This window comes from Staphylococcus sp. HMSC055A09 (genome assembly GCF_001809655.1).
GTDB classification, from domain to species: Bacteria; Bacillota; Bacilli; order Staphylococcales; family Staphylococcaceae; genus Staphylococcus; species Staphylococcus capitis.
Genome location: NZ_KV798360.1, coordinates 82,516 through 99,546 on the forward strand (window position 1 = coordinate 82,516; position 17,031 = coordinate 99,546).

A 17,031-nucleotide genomic window follows, 5' to 3' on the forward strand; every position below is an offset into this window, starting at 1 on the left:
TAAATTGGGTGGTGTAGTTATGAATATTCAAGGTATTAATCATATATGTTTTTCAGTTAGTAATTTAGTTGAATCAATTAAATTTTATAGAGATGTTTTAAAAGGGGAATTATTAGTTAGTGGCAAAACTACTGCGTATTTTGATATTGGTGGTCTATGGGTTGCTTTAAATGAAGAGGTTAATGTACCTAGAACAGAAATTAAATATTCTTATACACATATTGCATTTTCAATTAATGAAAATGAGTTTGAAGAATGGTACAAATGGCTTCAAAAACATAATGTAAATATATTAGAAGGACGAAAGAGAAGTCATCAAGATAAAAAGTCAATTTACTTTACTGATCCAGATGGTCACAAATTAGAATTACACACTGGTACTTTAAACGATAGATTAGATTATTATAAAAAAGAAAAAACACATATGACTTTTTATTACTAGTCTCTAAAATACTATTTAACTTCATAATAAAAGGTTGAAAACATCGAGAGTTAAATAAAATTTAAATCGAATAAACAAATTGATTTTTAATATATGGGAAATTAGACGGTTCATAAAATGTAAATATATGCTAGATAGCTATGCCTATACACGTACGTATTGGCATGGCTTTTTTTATTTTAGTAAGCAAGGTTTCATTCATCAAAGTATTAATGTAAACTTATAAATATATAAAGTTTACATTAATAAGGGCATCACTTGCTGAACTTTAATTTTCAAAAATGAGGGGTTAATTATCATGAATTTAAACTTAGCTGAACGTGTTCTTTATCACGAAGGATTATCACAAGATGAATGTTTGAAGATATATGAAGATCCAAATATCGATACGTTTGAACTCTTGAATGAAGCGTACATCGTAAGAAAACATTACTATGGTAAAAAAGTGAAATTAAATATGATTCTTAATGCGAAAAGTGGAATTTGTTCTGAAGATTGTGGTTACTGCGGTCAATCGGTAAAGATGAAGGAAAAACAACGCTATGCATTGGTAGATCAAGATCAAATTAAAGCGGGAGCACAGGTTGCTACAGACAATCAAATTGGCACATATTGTATTGTCATGAGTGGACGAGGACCCACGAATCGAGAAGTAGATCATATTTGTGAAACGGTTGAAGATATTAAGAAAGTGCACCCACAATTAAAAATTTGTGCATGTCTAGGACTTACAAAAGAAGAACAAGCTGAAAAACTTAAAGGAGCGGGCGTAGATAGATATAACCATAATTTAAATACAAGTGAGCGATATCACGATGAAGTGGTGACTACGCATACATATGAAGATCGAGTGAATACAGTTGAAATGATGAAAGCTAATAACATTTCTCCATGTTCTGGTGTTATTTGTGGCATGGGTGAAACGAATGAGGATGTAATCAATATGGCATTTGCATTGAAAGAAATTGATGCAGACAGCATTCCGATTAATTTCTTACATCCGATTAAGGGAACAAAATTTGGAGGTCTAGACTTATTGTCGCCAATGAAATGTTTAAGAATCATAGCAATGTTCCGTTTAATCAATCCCACGAAAGAAATTAGAATTGCTGGTGGACGAGAAGTTAATCTGCGCTCACTACAAGCAATAGCCTTAAAAGCAGCTAATTCTATTTTTGTTGGAGACTACCTTATTACGGGTGGTCAACCTAACGAAGAGGATTACCACATGATTAAAGATTTAGGGTTTGAAATAGATAGTTAAAGCAGATATTTAGAATTGTATTATAGCTATAGACGGAGTGCATAAACGCTGTCTATGGCTTTTTTAAACAGTGGTTAGTAAATTTATTGAGGTGTAATATACGTTATTAGGGATATTGAACATGTGGGAGGGAGAACGATGGAGGATTATATACTATCTTTAAATCTATTAGATAATCGTTTAAATAAATTAGTTCATATTCATAATGATTTACATGATGAAGTAGACCAAACTTTAGATGAAAAAGAACCAAATAATATAACATACATTAAAAACGCGACTTTGATTTTAATAAAGCTTTATTTATATAAACTCTCTAAAAACAAAGCACGTTATGGTAAAGCAACATCTAAAAACAGCTTAATACATATGTTAAAGGATGAAGAAGCTTATTATGCATTTTATGAGTTTAATAGTGATTTAGAAATTGAAGAGCTTGCACTTACACCAAATTTAGAAAAAAAGGATGAAGAAGATGCATTGAGTTTGTTAAATATTAGAGGCAAACTAACACCTTTTATGAATGTAAGTGAAGATGTTTGGGAATTTGAGAAATTTAACGAAGATATAACTCTAGTTATAAGAAACATTATAAAAAATAATGATGGCATCCTGACAGAAATTCTAGAAGATAACTATAGAAAAGAAAAATTAGACGAGGTTATTAAACTTACATTTATAGACACATACCAAACAAGAAATATGAATAATAAAGCTAGCAATGTAGCTGAAAAATTAATATCTGATTCATAAAAATTTTGAAGAAGGCGAGTTTTTATATTTATAAAGACACGTTTCTAGATAAATTTTTAAGATGTTGGGACAAAGCTGTTAATAACTGCACTTCGAATTAATGTATTTTACATACAAATGTTTTACGTGAAACATGTTTAACTTTTATGAGGCGTAATGAGCGTTAATTATAAGTGATAGTTTTGGCAACTTTAGACCATTTAAATTTGTATTTGTAGCTATACTTGATAAAGCTAAATATAAAGAGGAGGCGACAAGAGAATTCAAAAATTATCTAAAAAAGCAATGAATAAATATCTAAATTACGTTATTATGAAAAATGATAATACATAAAATATAATAGTTTTAAATATTGGAGGATACTTAAGTTTATGGAATATTTACATAAATTTTTACCGATAATCATTTATGTTCTTATTATGGCAATTCATTATGCTTTATCTAGAACAGGTATAAAACTTTTAGGATTTGTAGTACCTGTGATTGTTACGGCTGGATTAATCTATACTTATAAGACCGGAGATTTACAATTAAATTTAGTTGGAACGATTATAATGATAGTTATTTCACTACTAATTTTATCTGTAGAATGGGAAGATGCTCAAAAACGTAATTAAGAGAAATAAATTTTGTGGTTTTTGATAAAAATAAGTTAGCTTTACATAAATAATTTTATTATAATAAAAAATAATTATACAAAATAAAAGTAACCCACCACACCATGACTAAACACCGAGAGGATTTACATTTTATGAAGAAAATAATAATACTCATCACAGTATTTTCACTATTTTTAGGCGCATGTAACACCGACAATTCTACAGAACATAAAAATGATAAAGCAGAAAATCCGACTAAAAAAGATAAAGACAACAAAACATCCCACAAAGAAGCTTCATCAAAAAATACTAATACTGATATCAAAGCTAAAGATAAAGTGGAGAATTTATCAGAAAAGATGAAATTAGCACTTATCTTTTGCGCTGATGATAAAGGGAAATACACATTAACTAAAAATAATATTTTGATAGGCTCTTTTAGAAATGATAAAGATGAATATCGAAAGATAGGACAATTTGTATTAGTTAACTATCCAAAATTCACCAACGCGCCTAAAGGTATGAAGTTTTATTCAATATACCCTAGTAATCATGAAGCCCAAGCAATAGTTGGTATTAGTGACAAAAAGATTATCCTAAGTGGATCTCAAATTCGTATCAAAGATTATCAACAGTTATTAGAGCATGGCAAAGAGTATAGTACCCAAAAGGTCTATGACAAAGTTAAAAATAATAGGGCGCTTCCAGAACTTGCGAATAAGATGCACGTGAGCAATCAATTACCTATCTCAAACGATGAATGGAAATACAATGGATTATCACCAAGAGAATTGTATGAACGTGGTGGAGTCATGGCTCATGGAAGTAGCCAAGTATATAAATTTATTTCTGAACTTGAAGGCGGTTCATTAGATAATGATAAATATCTATGGGATGTTGTTCATTGGCTAAAAGATGGAAACTGGAAAGTTAATTGTCGTAATAAAGATGGTGAAATTGTAGCTACTTATACAACTGTTAATGGCAAAGTAGCTAAGTTTGATGAAAATGGTAAAAGAATTAAATAATACAAGCTAAACTGGTTCTCAATATTAATAGAGAACCATTTTTTATATGTTGACCAAATAACAGTTAGGTATTTTAACTCAACTTTTAAGAATAATGATTCACTGTCGTATTTATTTTTGTTACATTATTCAATGGATATTTTTAGCATTCAACATTAAAAAGTTTGTTCACTTCATACACCATGCTCACTTCATAAGCTTCTTAGCAACGATGTTAACTCAATTTACAAATCTAAAAGCTATCAAGAAAATACTTTTTTTAAAATCAAATTAAACTGAAAATCAAATTATAAACTTAAATAGTTTGCTAGGCTAACCAAAAGTGATACAGTTTTTAATGGACTTATTTTTGAAAGGGGTAAGATGTCATGGCGAGTAATGAAATGACAACCGCCAAACGTAACACCATTGTGTTAGTGATGCTTATTAGCGCATTTGTGGCAATGTTAAACCAAACGATCTTAAATACTGCATTGCCCGCAATTATAAAAGGATTGAACATTACAGAAACAACTGCACAATGGTTGATCACAGGCTTTATGCTAGTGAACGGAATCATGATACCACTCACAGCATTTTTAATGGATAAATATACGACACGTAAACTTTATATCTTTTCTATGGCAGCGTTCCTCATTGGTTCAATTATAGCTGCTTTATCTCCAGGATTTGAAATCCTAATGGTTGCTCGTATTATACAAGCAATCGGTGCTGGAATATTACTTCCACTAATGCAATTTACAGTGTTTACACTATTCCCTGTAGAAAAACGCGGATTCGCAATGGGTCTCACAGGTATAGTGGCGCAAACAGCACCAGCGATTGGGCCAACACTTACAGGATTACTTATCGATTTCTTTAGTTGGAGAATGCCATTCTACATCGTTGCAGCAATCGCACTTATCGCATTCGCAATTGGGTTCTTCTTTGTTGAGAATAACGGTCAAACTAAAGAAACAGTACTCGATAAAATATCAGTCGTTTATTCAACATTTGGTTTCGGCTTAATTCTATTCGCATTTAGTAGTGTAAGTACATTTGGAATCGCATCGATCCCAGTCATCACTACATTTATTCTAGGTTTAATCGTGATTGCAATTTTTACATTCCGTCAATTAAAAATCGACCATCCATTATTAAACTTAAGCGTATTTAAAAGCAAAGTATTTACATTATCTGCTATAGCTTCAATGCTTGTCTTTATAGGTATTGTTGGACCTGCTCTACTTATTCCTATGTACGTTCAAACTGGATTAGGTCTCTCAGCATTACTTTCAGGTTTAGTGATACTACCAGGTGCAGTGTTCAATGCATTTATTTCAGTTTATACTGGTAAGATTTTTGATAAATATGGCATCAAGGTACTTGTTATTCCTGGATTTACAGTATTAATCATAATGACGATATTACATGCATTCTTAACTACAGAAACGCCATTCTGGTATGTTGTAGTGATTTACGCAATACGTATGATTTCTGTAGGTTTACTTATTATGCCACTTAATACAGTAGGTCTTAATGCGCTTAAACCAGAAGAAATTTCACACGGCACAGCAATTATGAACTCTCTACGTATCATTGCAGGTGCGATGGGAACTGCTATCAGTATTACAATATTATCAATTGTAGCTAAGAATTATACGGCTACGCATCATACGATGTCTAAAGTGAAATTAGCACGAGAATCAACAGTTCAAGGTGTCGATGCAGCATTTATCTTCACCACAGTATTAATTGTGATTGGCTTTATACTTGCGTTATTTATTAAAGAGAATCGCAACGCCAAAGATACAGATTCTTCCTCTGAAAAATAAAACTCACAATTAAATAGCACAAAGAAAGATGGTCATTTCCTAGGTAATAGGAAATGACCATCTTTCTTTTTATATATGTAATTAAGCATCTTTTTGTCGTGCGCGTTCTTCTCTATGTCTTTGACGTCTTTGTTCTTCTTTCGAAAGGTGATTTGGGTATTTCTCAGGGTGTTTATAACCATCGATTGCACCTAAAAACATGCCTTTAACAAAACTTGTAATCCCTTTACCAATACCGAAAACAAATCGAATCATACCATAAATCGCAAAAATCCATAGCAATATATAGCCCATATTGAAACTCCTTTTTTATTTTACAATAACATAAAAAGACAATTTCGATGAAATTTATAAAAAACTTTGCTGGTAAATTTTTTAATACATAAAATATCGTAGCTACTAGTCTAAAAAAATTTAGGGGTAAGACTGCGCACCGTATGCATTAATTCCATTCTTATCGTGCTTTTTTAAAAATATCCTCAAGTGATATTCACGTTTTTTATAAAAAGTTAAAATGCAGTTGCCTATTGTATAAAATGTTACATCACACTATGATGTTGTTAATAGTTTTAAATAAAAAAAGAGATAGAAAAAAATTACATGTCGATATTTAATTAATTTAATGTAATATAAATATAACTAATACATTATTTGATATTTTAATAAAGTGAAGGGAGTTATACATATGATTAAAGATCAAGTAGCTATTATTACTGGCTCAGCGAGTGGTATTGGTTTAGAAATTGCTAAATCCTTTATTGAACAAGGCGCCAAAGTTGTCTTCTCAGACATTAATGAAGAAGGCCTTAATAACGTCTTCCACCAATTTCAGCGACAAGGCTATGACTGTCGGGCTATCAAAGCGGACGTCTCTAATGAGGAAGATGTGAAGCATCTTATCGCTGAGACGAGACATCAATATGGTCGTATAGATATTGTTATTAATAATGCTGGTTTACAGAATGTAGCTAATATAGAAGACTTTCCAACTGAAAAGTTTAAACAGATGATAGATATCATGCTTGTTGGTGCCTTTTTAATGACAAAGCATGTTCTTCCTATTATGAAGGCGCAACACTATGGCAGAATCTTAAATATGTCATCTATTAATGGTGTCATCGGTTTCGCAGGAAAATCAGCTTATAATAGCGCTAAACATGGAATTATTGGTTTAACAAAAGTAACAGCTTTAGAAACAGCTGAGGACGGTATCACAGTGAATGCGATTTGTCCTGGATATATCGACACACCACTTGTTAGAGGACAGATGGAAGACTTAGCACAAATGCGAAATGTAGACGTAGCGCAAGTGATGGATGAAGTGTTGTTCCCATTAATTCCTCAAAAACGATTAATCGATATTCAAGAAATTGCCGATTATGCCATATTTTTAGCAAGTAAATCGACGAAAAGTGTGACAGGACAAGCTATTATTATAGATGGTGGTTATACAGTCCAGTAATAGTATGACCTCTTAATTAAAAATAAAATACTGTTAAGCTAAGAAAAGTATCTACAATTTAATACTTATCAAGCTTAAGGGGGAGAAAAGATAGAATGAGAAAAATGAGCATCACCTTAAAAGTAAGATTAATATGTAGTTTCTTTGAAAATTTAATTGTTATGGCATTTTTGCCTTTTATAGCTTTATACCTAACGGATATGGTCAATCAGGCCTTTTCAGGTATATTTCTTTTTATTTTAGTTTTAATCAATTTTCCAATTTCGATGATTTCGGGGCATATTATTGAGCGTTATCCTAAAAAACGCACAATGCTTATATATCAAATTATTGAGTGTATAAGTTTGCTTGCAATGGCATTTTCAGTCTCTAATCAGACATTGCTTATCATCATATTTTGCATAGCTTATACGGTTTTTAGTATTTCGTCTGGTATGATTGCACCGCTTATAGAAACGATGATCATGGACGCGATTACGCCAGAAGTTGAACATTACATATATAAAGTAAGTTATTGGCTTACTAACGTAGCCGTTGCTTGTGGTGCATTTTTAGGAGGAGCCATGTATCACGCGAATAAATCGGCGTTGTTTTTGATCGCTTTTGTGATTTTCGTACTTGTATTCGTGGCTTTATATATTTGGATTCCTAATGATAACGCCAAACCGTTGAATAAAGAGGGACAAACTTTTAATAATGTATTAAGTTTGAAAGGCTTTTTACGTAATTATCAGCTTGTGCTAAAAGATAAATTATTTATGTATTTAATTATCGGCTCAAGTATTCTTTTAATGGGTGAATTATCCACGTCATCTTATGTTTCAATTAGACTTAAAAAGGAATTCGAAACTTTATCAATGTTTCATGTCTCAATTGATGGAGTTAAAATGTATTCAATTTTAATTATGACTAATACGCTAGTTGTAATAGCTTTAACGTATTTTGTATCTAAATATATCTTGAAAATGAATAATCAAAAAGCGTTATTTGTAGGTCTCATCATGTATGTAGTAGGTTATTCAGGCATTACCTATTTAAATGATTTTACTTTACTTATGATAGTTATGGTTATAGCCACGTTAGGTGAGATGATTTACTCTCCGATTACTGAAGAACATAGATATAAGATGATTCCTGCACAGAAGAGAGGCACATATTCTGCAATACGTGCATTAAGTTTTAACTTTGCGCAATTAATTGCAAGACTGGGTATTATTTTAGGCGTATTGATGAACGCCCTAGGTATGACGATTTATATGGCGCTGATTCTTACTTTAGGAAGTATATTGCTCTATCGTGCGGTGTACCAATTTAATTTAAAGGCTAATAATGAAAATCATTAATTGTGAATTTTATAACCTACTAAATTGCTCGTGATTAAAAATAAAATATATTTATTAAGATTTTGTAAAAAATTCACTTTAGTAATTGTTTTCAAACCTTTGAATGTACTAATATATAGCTTATCTAGAGAATATATGTAAGTTATTTGTTAGTGAGTATTATAAAGTATGAGTACGAAAGAAGGACTTGAATGACTATTGAAACATTGCATTTTCAACACTATTTTTATCAAAAATATTTACAATCAACTTCAACTACAAAGAGGGTGACGTACTGGGTTCGATTAGATCAAGATATCGAGCGTCATCGATTGATGTATGCACTGCTAGATGTAGTACAACATCAGCCACAGTTGAGGGCGACATTCAAGCATTGTAACGACCAATTGCGCATCAATGTGCGAGAATTTTTCCCATTTATACAGATTAAAGAAGTGAATCAATGTTCTAAAAAAGTTGATATCACGACTTACCTCAACCAAGAGTTGAATTCCTACTATTTCAATCAATTACCTCTATTTAATTTTACAATTTATCAATTTTTAGATGAAACGTTCTTACTTTTAGATTTCCATTCCATGATTTTCAATGATAGCCAGTTAGATGATTTCTTTAAACAACTAAATATCGCGTATAGCTATGGTCTATTTCATGAACATACTGTATCGGATTTTTATCACATGATTAAAGAAATGAATGTAGCGACTGATGCTTCAAATGAGGACAATCAACAACATTTAAATCACTTTGAAATGGCTCATGCCGATCAAGATTGTGAATCATACATGCCTATAAAACGAAATTCAGAACAACCACAAGTTGAACATACAAGTGTAGATCTTGAATCATTTGATATGACTCGTCTAGTTACAAGCACTTATTTAGCGAATTACTTTTTGAGTCAGTCCAATCAAGTGACGTTGGGAATTCATTTTCCAATGGAATATGACAAAACTGACGATATGATGTTACTTAACACACTTGTAGCACCACTGAGTTTAAATATAGACACTACGCTTTCTGCAGACGTAATTATGAATGAATGGGAATTAGCGATAGATGATATGAAAGCCAACGGGACAGGTTTCTTAAGTGAACCTAATGCAAGTGATATGGAATTCGAAACAATCATACATGCAACGCAATTTAACGAGTACTTTGAGTTAAATCACACCGAACATAAAGTTCATCGATTGCATAGTGATAGTTCTTTATTAGCTGACATAGAAATATATCCACGTCCTCACCAAGGCTTTGATATTGTATACAATACAAATGCCTATGATGAGCTAACGATTCAAACATTAGTTAGTTTAATTAGAAGTATTAATATGCAATTAACACATAATCCTTCAAAGATAATTAAAGATATAGAATTATGTAATGAAAATGATTTTGAAATCTATCAAAACATCAACCATTCAACAAGTTCATCACTTTATCAAACGGTAATGGAACGTTTTGAATATCAAGTAGAACAGTATCCAAATCAAATAGCATTGCAATATGAACAACAATCCATGACATATGCGGAATTGAACTACCATGTGAATCGTTTGGCACAATATTTGCGACACACTTATCATGTACAACCCAATGATATTATCGCGCTCTTGGCAGAACGAAGTATCGAAATGGTTATAGGTATGTTAGGTATTTTAAAGGCAGGCGCTGGATACTTACCGATTGATCCAGATTATCCTGAAGATAGAACAACCTTTATTATTGAAGATGCACAGCCTAAAGCAATCGTGACATATCAAGCGACAATACAGTCTGACGTTCCTCAAATTGAACTAGACACATTTGATTGGAATGGCGACGAAGCGGAAACTGACAACCCAAGTCATATCAATACTGATGAGGATACTGCATACATCATTTATACTTCAGGTACAACAGGTAAGCCTAAAGGGACAGTGGTTCCTCATAGAGGGATTGATCGTTTAGTTCATGAACCTAATTATGTTGAATTAAATGATCAAACGGTTATTTTATTATCGGGAACTGTAGCGTTTGATGCTGCCACATTTGAAATTTATGGTGCGCTATTAAACGGTGGATGTTTAGTATTAACGTCGAAAGATACTTTACTTAACCCTGTTCAATTAGGTCAAACAATTGTGAATCAACAAGTCAACACGATGTGGTTAACGTCATCCCTTTTCAATCAAATTGCAAGTGAACGTATCGAGGCGCTAGAACCCTTAACGTATCTATTAATTGGTGGTGAGGTGCTAAATGCGAAATGGGTGAATCTATTAAACTCACGTCAACGCCATCCTCAAATCATTAACGGTTATGGTCCAACAGAGAATACGACATTCACGACGACTTATGCGATACCTGATGAGATGCCAAATCGAATTCCTATTGGTCAACCAATCAATGGAACAACGGTTTACGTGATGCAAGGTGAGCACTTATGTGGTGTAGGTGTGCCTGGGGAATTATGCATAGGAGGCGCTGGTCTGGCGAAGGGATATTTAAATCAACCAGAGCTCACTGCTGAAAGGTTTATCACCTCTCCCTTTGAAAATGAGCGCCTATACCGCAGTGGGGATTTAGTACGTCTTCAAGAAGACGGTCATATTGATTATCTCAGTCGTATCGATAAGCAAGTTAAAATTCGTGGCTTTAGAATTGAACTATCAGAAATTGAAAAAGCAATTGAAGCGATTAGAGATATTAATAAAGCAGTCGTTATTGTGCGTGAAGAGGAGCAAGACAAGCAAATTGTGGCATATTATGAAGCGCAACAATCTCAATCGACGAGTCACTTGAAAGAAGTGTTAAGTGAAACATTGCCACAATATATGATTCCAGTTCATTTCATGAAAATAGATAAAATACCTATCACTATCAATGGTAAATTAGACAAGCGAGCTTTACCGGATATTGATAGAGTTGATTTATCAAACTATGTGGCGCCACGTAACGAAGGTGAACGTATTATATGTCAAATCTTTGAAGATATCTTACATGTCGACCAAGTAGGTATTAAAGATAATTTCTTTGAACTTGGTGGGCACTCATTGCGTGCAACGTTAGTTGTGAATCGTATCGAATCCCAACTTAAGAAACGTTTAAAAGTCGGAGATATTATGAAATTACCGACTGTTGAACAATTAAGTCAACACATTATGGAAATGCAAAATGAAGACTATGAAGTCATACCTAAAGCGCAAAGAGCTGAGCAATACGAATTAAGTGCTGTTCAAAAAAGTATGTACTTATTGTGGAGTGTCAATCCTGAAGACACTGTTTATAATATTCCGTTCTTATGGCGATTGTCTTCTGAATTAAACGTAGAGCAATTGAAGCGAGCGTTGAACCAACTTATTGCTCGTCACGAAATTTTAAGGACTCAATATATAGTGGATGGCAATGAAGTGAAACAAAGAGTAGCAGACAATGTTGCTGCTGATTTTAAAGAAGTGACGACACGACTTACAGATGAACAACAAATTATTCAGGCCTTTATGCAACCGTTTAATTTAGAGCAACCTAGTCAAATGCGTGTAAGATATATCCATGGTCCACATGAGGATTATCTGTTTATGGATACGCATCACAGTATCAATGACGGTATGAGTAATACGATTTTATTAGCAGATTTAAATGCTTTATATCAAGAAAAATCACTTCCTAATCTATCACTGCAATATAAAGATTATAGTGAATGGATGGCTCATCGAGATTTATCTATTCAACGTCGCTATTGGTTACAACAATTTGAAGATGGTGTTCCTGTATTAAATATGCCAACAGATTATCCAAGACCTAGTATTAAGACGACACATGGTCAAATGTTGACGTTCCATTTTGATAAGAACTTAAAATCACAGTTGCAAAATTATGTGGAGAAACATCAAATGACTGATTTCATGTTCTTTGCAAGTGCAATAATGGTATTGCTTCATAAATATACACGCCAAGATGACATTGTCATAGGGAGCGTTATAAGTGCCCGCACTCATCGTGACACTGAAAATATGCTTGGTATGTTTGCGAATACACTACTTTACCGTGGCCATCCAACGAACGATAAAACATGGGAACAATTGATGTCTGAAGTGAAAGAAACAAGTCTCGGTGCGTATGAACATCAAGAGTATCCATTTGAAAGTCTTGTTAACGATTTGATGGATGAACGAGATGCTTCGCGTAATCCATTATTCGACGTAATGCTTGTATTACAAAACAACGAAACAAACCATGCTAACTTTGGACATAGTCAACTGACGCACATTCCACCTCAAACGACAACAGCTAAATTTGACTTGTCGTTTATCATTGAGGAAGATCGAGACGACTATGTGGTTAATATTGAATATAATACAGATTTATATGCGGAAGAGACGATTCATAATCTTGCTTACCAGCTTGAAAATATCATCCAACATGTGACATCTACTCAAGCTTTAAAAATTCAAGATATTCAAGAATCTCCGGATATGCTGGAATGGGTTGAAACAAATGTTAATCATCATACCCTATATTTCCCGGAAAATAATTCCCTACAGCAATTATTCAATCATGTAGTTAATGAGAAGAAAGATGAGATTGCACTGAAAATGAACGGGCAATCAATGACGTATGATGAATTAAATCATTATGCAAATCGTATAGCCAATGAGCTTATGAAAAATGGAGTGACATATGGAGAGCGAGTTGCATTATTAATAGATAGAAGCTTTGAAATGATTGCGAGTATGATTGCATCATGGAAGATAGGTGCGTCGTATGTTCCAATTGATATCACGCATCCTGATAAACGTATTGAGTTAATGATTGAAGATGCTCAAGTGTCAGCCATTTTAACTTATGGTAAGGAGTTTGATTCTAACCTATTAACGATTGCATTAGAGTCTATTGATAAAGAATCGCCCGTTGAAAAGTCATTTTCAGAATATGAGGGTAGTCTAGAAGATGAACTTTATAGCATTTACACATCTGGAACAACTGGCATGCCAAAAGGTGTGGCGGTAAGACAACGTAATGTTTTAAACTTGGTAAATGCTTGGACAGAGAGACTTGAATTATCGGAAGATGAAACGTTTATTCAATATGCGAATTACGTCTTCGATGCATCTGCGATGGATATCTATTGCAGTCTGTTAAATGGTTATACACTTGTGATTGCAAACAATGAAGAACGTACTGATACAGAGCAGCTACAACGACTGATTGAAAGAGAACGTATTACGGTTGCATCTATACCACTTCAAGTTTGTAACGTCATGGAAGATTTCTATATACCTAAGTTAATTACTGGTGGTGCAACAAGTACTCCAACGTTTGTGCGTCATATTTCAGAGCATTGCGATACGTACTTTAATGCGTATGGACCTTCTGAATCCACAGTGATTGCTTCAAACTGGTCATACACTAAAGGTGAGCCTATTCCATCAACAATACCTATAGGACAACCTTTAGCTAACATTCAAGTATACATTTTATCGGGTATGCAATTGTGTGGTGTAGGTGTTTCAGGAGAATTGTGTATCGCAGGTGAAAGTTTAACGGCTGGTTATTTAAATAGACCTGAACTTACTGCTGAATCTTTCATAGATAATCCATTTGGTGAAGGCAAATTATATCGCAGTGGTGACCTTGCAAGATATACACATGATGGTCAAATTGAATTTATGGGGCGAATAGATAATCAAGTTAAAGTCAATGGTTACCGTATCGAACTTGGAGAAATCGAAAACATTATCAATTTAGTAGAGGGCGTTTCTGATAGCGTAGTTATCGTTGATCAACAAGGAGAACATGAAGTTCTACATGCCTATTATGTAGGCGATAAAGACATTAAGTCAGACATCGTAAGACAGTTAAATCAATACTTACCTAAGTACATGATTCCAAAAACTGTCACAGCAATTGATGTTATTCCGTTAACACGTAATGATAAAGTAGATGAATCAAAATTACCTCGTCCACAAATTCAAAGAAATGGATATGTAGAACCTAGAAATGATATGGAACGCCAATTCGCTTCAATATTTGCTGACGTGTTAGAGCTTCCGACGATAGGCATAGACGATGACTTCTTCGAAATAGGTGGTACGTCACTAGATGCGATGGTTGCGGTATCTAAGCTTAAATCTCATGATATAAATCTCACTATGCAAGATATATATCAATATAAATCAATAAGACATTTGGCAGAAGTCTTTGAAGGCGGAAAAGAGCTAGTGGAAGTTGAACTTCCAGATCACTTGTCTCAACTTCAAGCATTAGTCAAACGTCGTTACCAATTGAATGTAAGTAATGAGACTCAAAACTCACTTGGAAGAGTTCTCCTTACTGGAGGTACTGGTTTCTTAGGTGCATATCTAATTAATGAGTTACAAGACCAAGCTACTAAAGTGACATGCTTAGTAAGAGGTCAAGTTATCAAAGATGCACGTGCTAAAGTTGAAGCGAATTTACTTAGCTACTTCGAGGCAGATAAAGTTGAAGAACTCATGGATAAGGTAGAGGTAGTTCTAGGAGACTTAGCAAACTTAGATGCATTTAACGTTGAAGATACAATTGATACAATCATTCATGCTGGGGCGCGTACAGATCATTTCGGAGATGATGAAAACTTTATTCACGTAAACGTACAGAGTACCGAAGCTTTATTAGCTCTAGCACAGCAACATCAAGCGAAATTTATATACATTTCGACAATTAGTGTTGGAGCAGTCTTTGATGTCCACACCGAGGATAAGGCTTTTTCTGAAAAAGATGTTTATAAACAACAATTATTTACATCACCTTATACAAAAAGTAAATTCTATAGTGAAATCAAAGTTTTAGAAGCGGTTAATGATGGTTTAGATGCTCAAATTATGAGACTAGGGAATTTAACAAGTGCTTATTCTGGCGCGTTAAACATGACAAATCTTACGACAAACCGTTTTTCAATTATGATGCATGAATTATTAAAAATATCATCTATTGGAGAATATTTCGGTAAAACATCTGTAGACTTATCATTTATTGATATTACCGCACGTCATGTTGTGAAGATTGCTGCATCCCAAGCGCAATCAATTATTTATCATATTTATTCTCCTCATACGAGAACTATGCAAAGCGTATTAGAGAATGCAAAACAAACTCAGATGAATATCATTAGTGACGAGGAATTTGAACAAATGTTGCTTAATAATGGTATGCATGAGGTTATCGGTTTAAGTAGCGGAGATACAACCCAAGTTCCCGCACAAATCGAATCTGAGATGACCCAACATGTTATAGCACAGTTAGGTGACGGATGGCCTCATGTCACTTCTCAATGGTTACGTGCTTGGAGAGATTTACTCATTGAAAAATTTAAAGAATCTGAGGAACATGAATGACACTATTTTTAACGAAAATAAATGATGACATAACAAATATTGAACATCGTTTATTTCAATCATATCGACAATTAAAGAAACCTGAACGTTCAAAATATCGTTTTAAAAAAGATCGTGTCATGCATCAAATAGGAGATATGTTGATTCAGTACTGTATCGAGCAATGTTATGGTCTGAACATAAATCAGTGGAAGTATCATGTTACAAAGAATGGTAAGATTGAGATTCAAAGTAGGAAACATATTAATGTGAATCTTTCATACAGTTTTCCGTATATTGTATGCGCTATTGATCAACATCCAGTAGGCGTCGATATTGAAGAAATTAAAGATTTGAATTATTTAAACTTGGCTACACAATTTTCCGTAAATGAATTTAACCAAGTACGACAATTAAAAGATTTTTATACAATTTGGACGAAAAAAGAAAGTTATACGAAATTGATAGGAGAAGGGTTACTCAAAGGCTTAGATGTTTATGACGTAACACAGCCCTTATACTATCAAGATGACAAGGTGTTCTTTCAAGAATATATATGCCAAGATAGAATGATTCATTTGTGTTCAAATCATAGTCGTAAACATGAGATAGTTAAAAAATCACTAGATTGTTTACTTTAATCACTAGTAATTGAAAAGAAAAGTCATCCATACTTCTTTATTCCACTTAATACTTATACATTAACGTGCAACTGTACGTCTAAATTATAAATCATAGAATTTTATCAAAGACACTTTCTATTTGAGGTAATAGGAAGTGTCTTTTTGTATGTCTTTAACAAGATGTAAAAGTAACTTCATGCTAGCTTAATGTTCGTATTTTATGATAAGGGTGCCTTTAGGTGTTTGTAAGGTATTTTTAATAGAAAGGAGTATGAAGATGATAAAAGCATGGTTGAGTAAAATATTTGAGTTAATTCCACGCGCTATCGTAAATATTTTCGTTTAAAGCAAGCTTCTAAACTAAAA

General features: G+C 33.2%; 11 protein-coding genes. 10 read left to right on the forward strand and 1 reads right to left on the reverse strand.

Translation table 11 applies throughout. The features are described from left to right. The first annotated feature begins 19 nt into the window (after positions 1-19). The 6 genes from fosB (at position 20) to HMPREF2642_RS02595 (ending at position 5,900) form a co-directional block, all read left to right on the forward strand. The gene (fosB, locus tag HMPREF2642_RS02570) at positions 20-442 is read left to right on the forward strand and encodes a FosB/FosD family fosfomycin resistance bacillithiol transferase (protein WP_002454275.1); all 423 of its coding nucleotides are present in this window, start codon (positions 20-22) and stop codon (positions 440-442) included. Between the two features lie 298 nt (positions 443-740). Then, positions 741-1,706: a biotin synthase BioB gene (gene bioB / locus HMPREF2642_RS02575; protein WP_030063538.1), complete on the forward strand. Its 966-nt coding sequence runs from the start codon at positions 741-743 to the stop codon at positions 1,704-1,706. A gap of 138 nt (positions 1,707-1,844) precedes the next feature. Then, positions 1,845-2,459 carry a hypothetical protein gene (locus tag HMPREF2642_RS02580; protein WP_070597640.1) on the forward strand — a complete coding sequence of 205 codons (615 nt, stop codon included), beginning with the start codon at positions 1,845-1,847 and terminating at the stop codon, positions 2,457-2,459. Between the two features lie 371 nt (positions 2,460-2,830). After that, positions 2,831-3,076, forward strand: coding sequence for a hypothetical protein (locus tag HMPREF2642_RS02585; RefSeq protein WP_002434939.1), 246 nt, complete (start codon positions 2,831-2,833; stop codon positions 3,074-3,076). A 134-nt stretch (positions 3,077-3,210) separates the two neighbouring features. Next, entirely contained in the window at positions 3,211-4,086 is an 876-nt protein-coding gene (locus HMPREF2642_RS02590) for a hypothetical protein (protein WP_049326425.1), read from the forward strand. Between the two features lie 368 nt (positions 4,087-4,454). Continuing rightward, on the forward strand, positions 4,455-5,900 hold the full coding sequence (locus HMPREF2642_RS02595) for an MDR family MFS transporter (RefSeq protein ID WP_030058818.1): 1,446 nt from the start codon (positions 4,455-4,457) through the stop codon (positions 5,898-5,900). An 81-nt stretch (positions 5,901-5,981) separates the two neighbouring features. Here HMPREF2642_RS02595 and HMPREF2642_RS02600 read toward each other — a convergent pair whose 3' ends face one another. Beyond that, entirely contained in the window at positions 5,982-6,194 is a 213-nt protein-coding gene (locus HMPREF2642_RS02600) for a hypothetical protein (RefSeq protein WP_002454270.1), read from the reverse strand. A gap of 391 nt (positions 6,195-6,585) precedes the next feature. Between HMPREF2642_RS02600 and HMPREF2642_RS02605 the strand changes: the two genes are divergently transcribed. The 4 genes from HMPREF2642_RS02605 (at position 6,586) to ausB (ending at position 16,683) form a co-directional block, all read left to right on the forward strand. Beyond that, entirely contained in the window at positions 6,586-7,362 is a 777-nt protein-coding gene (locus tag HMPREF2642_RS02605) for a 3-hydroxybutyrate dehydrogenase (protein WP_030058821.1), read from the forward strand. Positions 7,363-7,457: 95 nt separating this feature from the next. After that, a complete protein-coding gene (locus HMPREF2642_RS02610; RefSeq protein ID WP_030058823.1) occupies positions 7,458-8,705 on the forward strand; it encodes an MDR family MFS transporter in 1,248 nt (415 codons plus the stop codon). 191 nt (positions 8,706-8,896) lie between these two features. Continuing rightward, positions 8,897-16,063 carry an aureusimine non-ribosomal peptide synthetase AusA gene (gene ausA, locus HMPREF2642_RS02615; RefSeq protein ID WP_070474273.1) on the forward strand — a complete coding sequence of 2,389 codons (7,167 nt, stop codon included), beginning with the start codon at positions 8,897-8,899 and terminating at the stop codon, positions 16,061-16,063. Beyond that, complete coding sequence (gene ausB, locus HMPREF2642_RS02620; protein ID WP_030058827.1) at positions 16,060-16,683, forward strand: aureusimine biosynthesis 4'-phosphopantetheinyl transferase AusB; 624 nt, start codon at positions 16,060-16,062, stop codon at positions 16,681-16,683. Before ausA ends, ausB begins: the two co-directional genes overlap by 4 nt. The last annotated feature ends 348 nt before the right edge of the window (positions 16,684-17,031 follow it).

Bases quoted from the DNA above. Each gene is read 5' to 3' on its own strand.
- fosB (WP_002454275.1), top strand. From the start codon at position 20: ATGAATATTCAAGGTATTAATCATATATGTTTTTCAGTTAGTAATTTA.
- HMPREF2642_RS02605 (WP_030058821.1), top strand. From the start codon at position 6,586: ATGATTAAAGATCAAGTAGCTATTATTACTGGCTCAGCGAGTGGTATT.
- ausB (WP_030058827.1), top strand. From the start codon at position 16,060: ATGACACTATTTTTAACGAAAATAAATGATGACATAACAAATATTGAA.
- HMPREF2642_RS02610 (WP_030058823.1), top strand. From the start codon at position 7,458: ATGAGAAAAATGAGCATCACCTTAAAAGTAAGATTAATATGTAGTTTC.
- HMPREF2642_RS02585 (WP_002434939.1), top strand. From the start codon at position 2,831: ATGGAATATTTACATAAATTTTTACCGATAATCATTTATGTTCTTATT.
- HMPREF2642_RS02580 (WP_070597640.1), top strand. From the start codon at position 1,845: ATGGAGGATTATATACTATCTTTAAATCTATTAGATAATCGTTTAAAT.
- HMPREF2642_RS02595 (WP_030058818.1), top strand. From the start codon at position 4,455: ATGGCGAGTAATGAAATGACAACCGCCAAACGTAACACCATTGTGTTA.
- HMPREF2642_RS02600 (WP_002454270.1), bottom strand. From the start codon at position 6,194: ATGGGCTATATATTGCTATGGATTTTTGCGATTTATGGTATGATTCGA.
- HMPREF2642_RS02590 (WP_049326425.1), top strand. From the start codon at position 3,211: ATGAAGAAAATAATAATACTCATCACAGTATTTTCACTATTTTTAGGC.
- bioB (WP_030063538.1), top strand. From the start codon at position 741: ATGAATTTAAACTTAGCTGAACGTGTTCTTTATCACGAAGGATTATCA.
- ausA (WP_070474273.1), top strand. From the start codon at position 8,897: ATGACTATTGAAACATTGCATTTTCAACACTATTTTTATCAAAAATAT.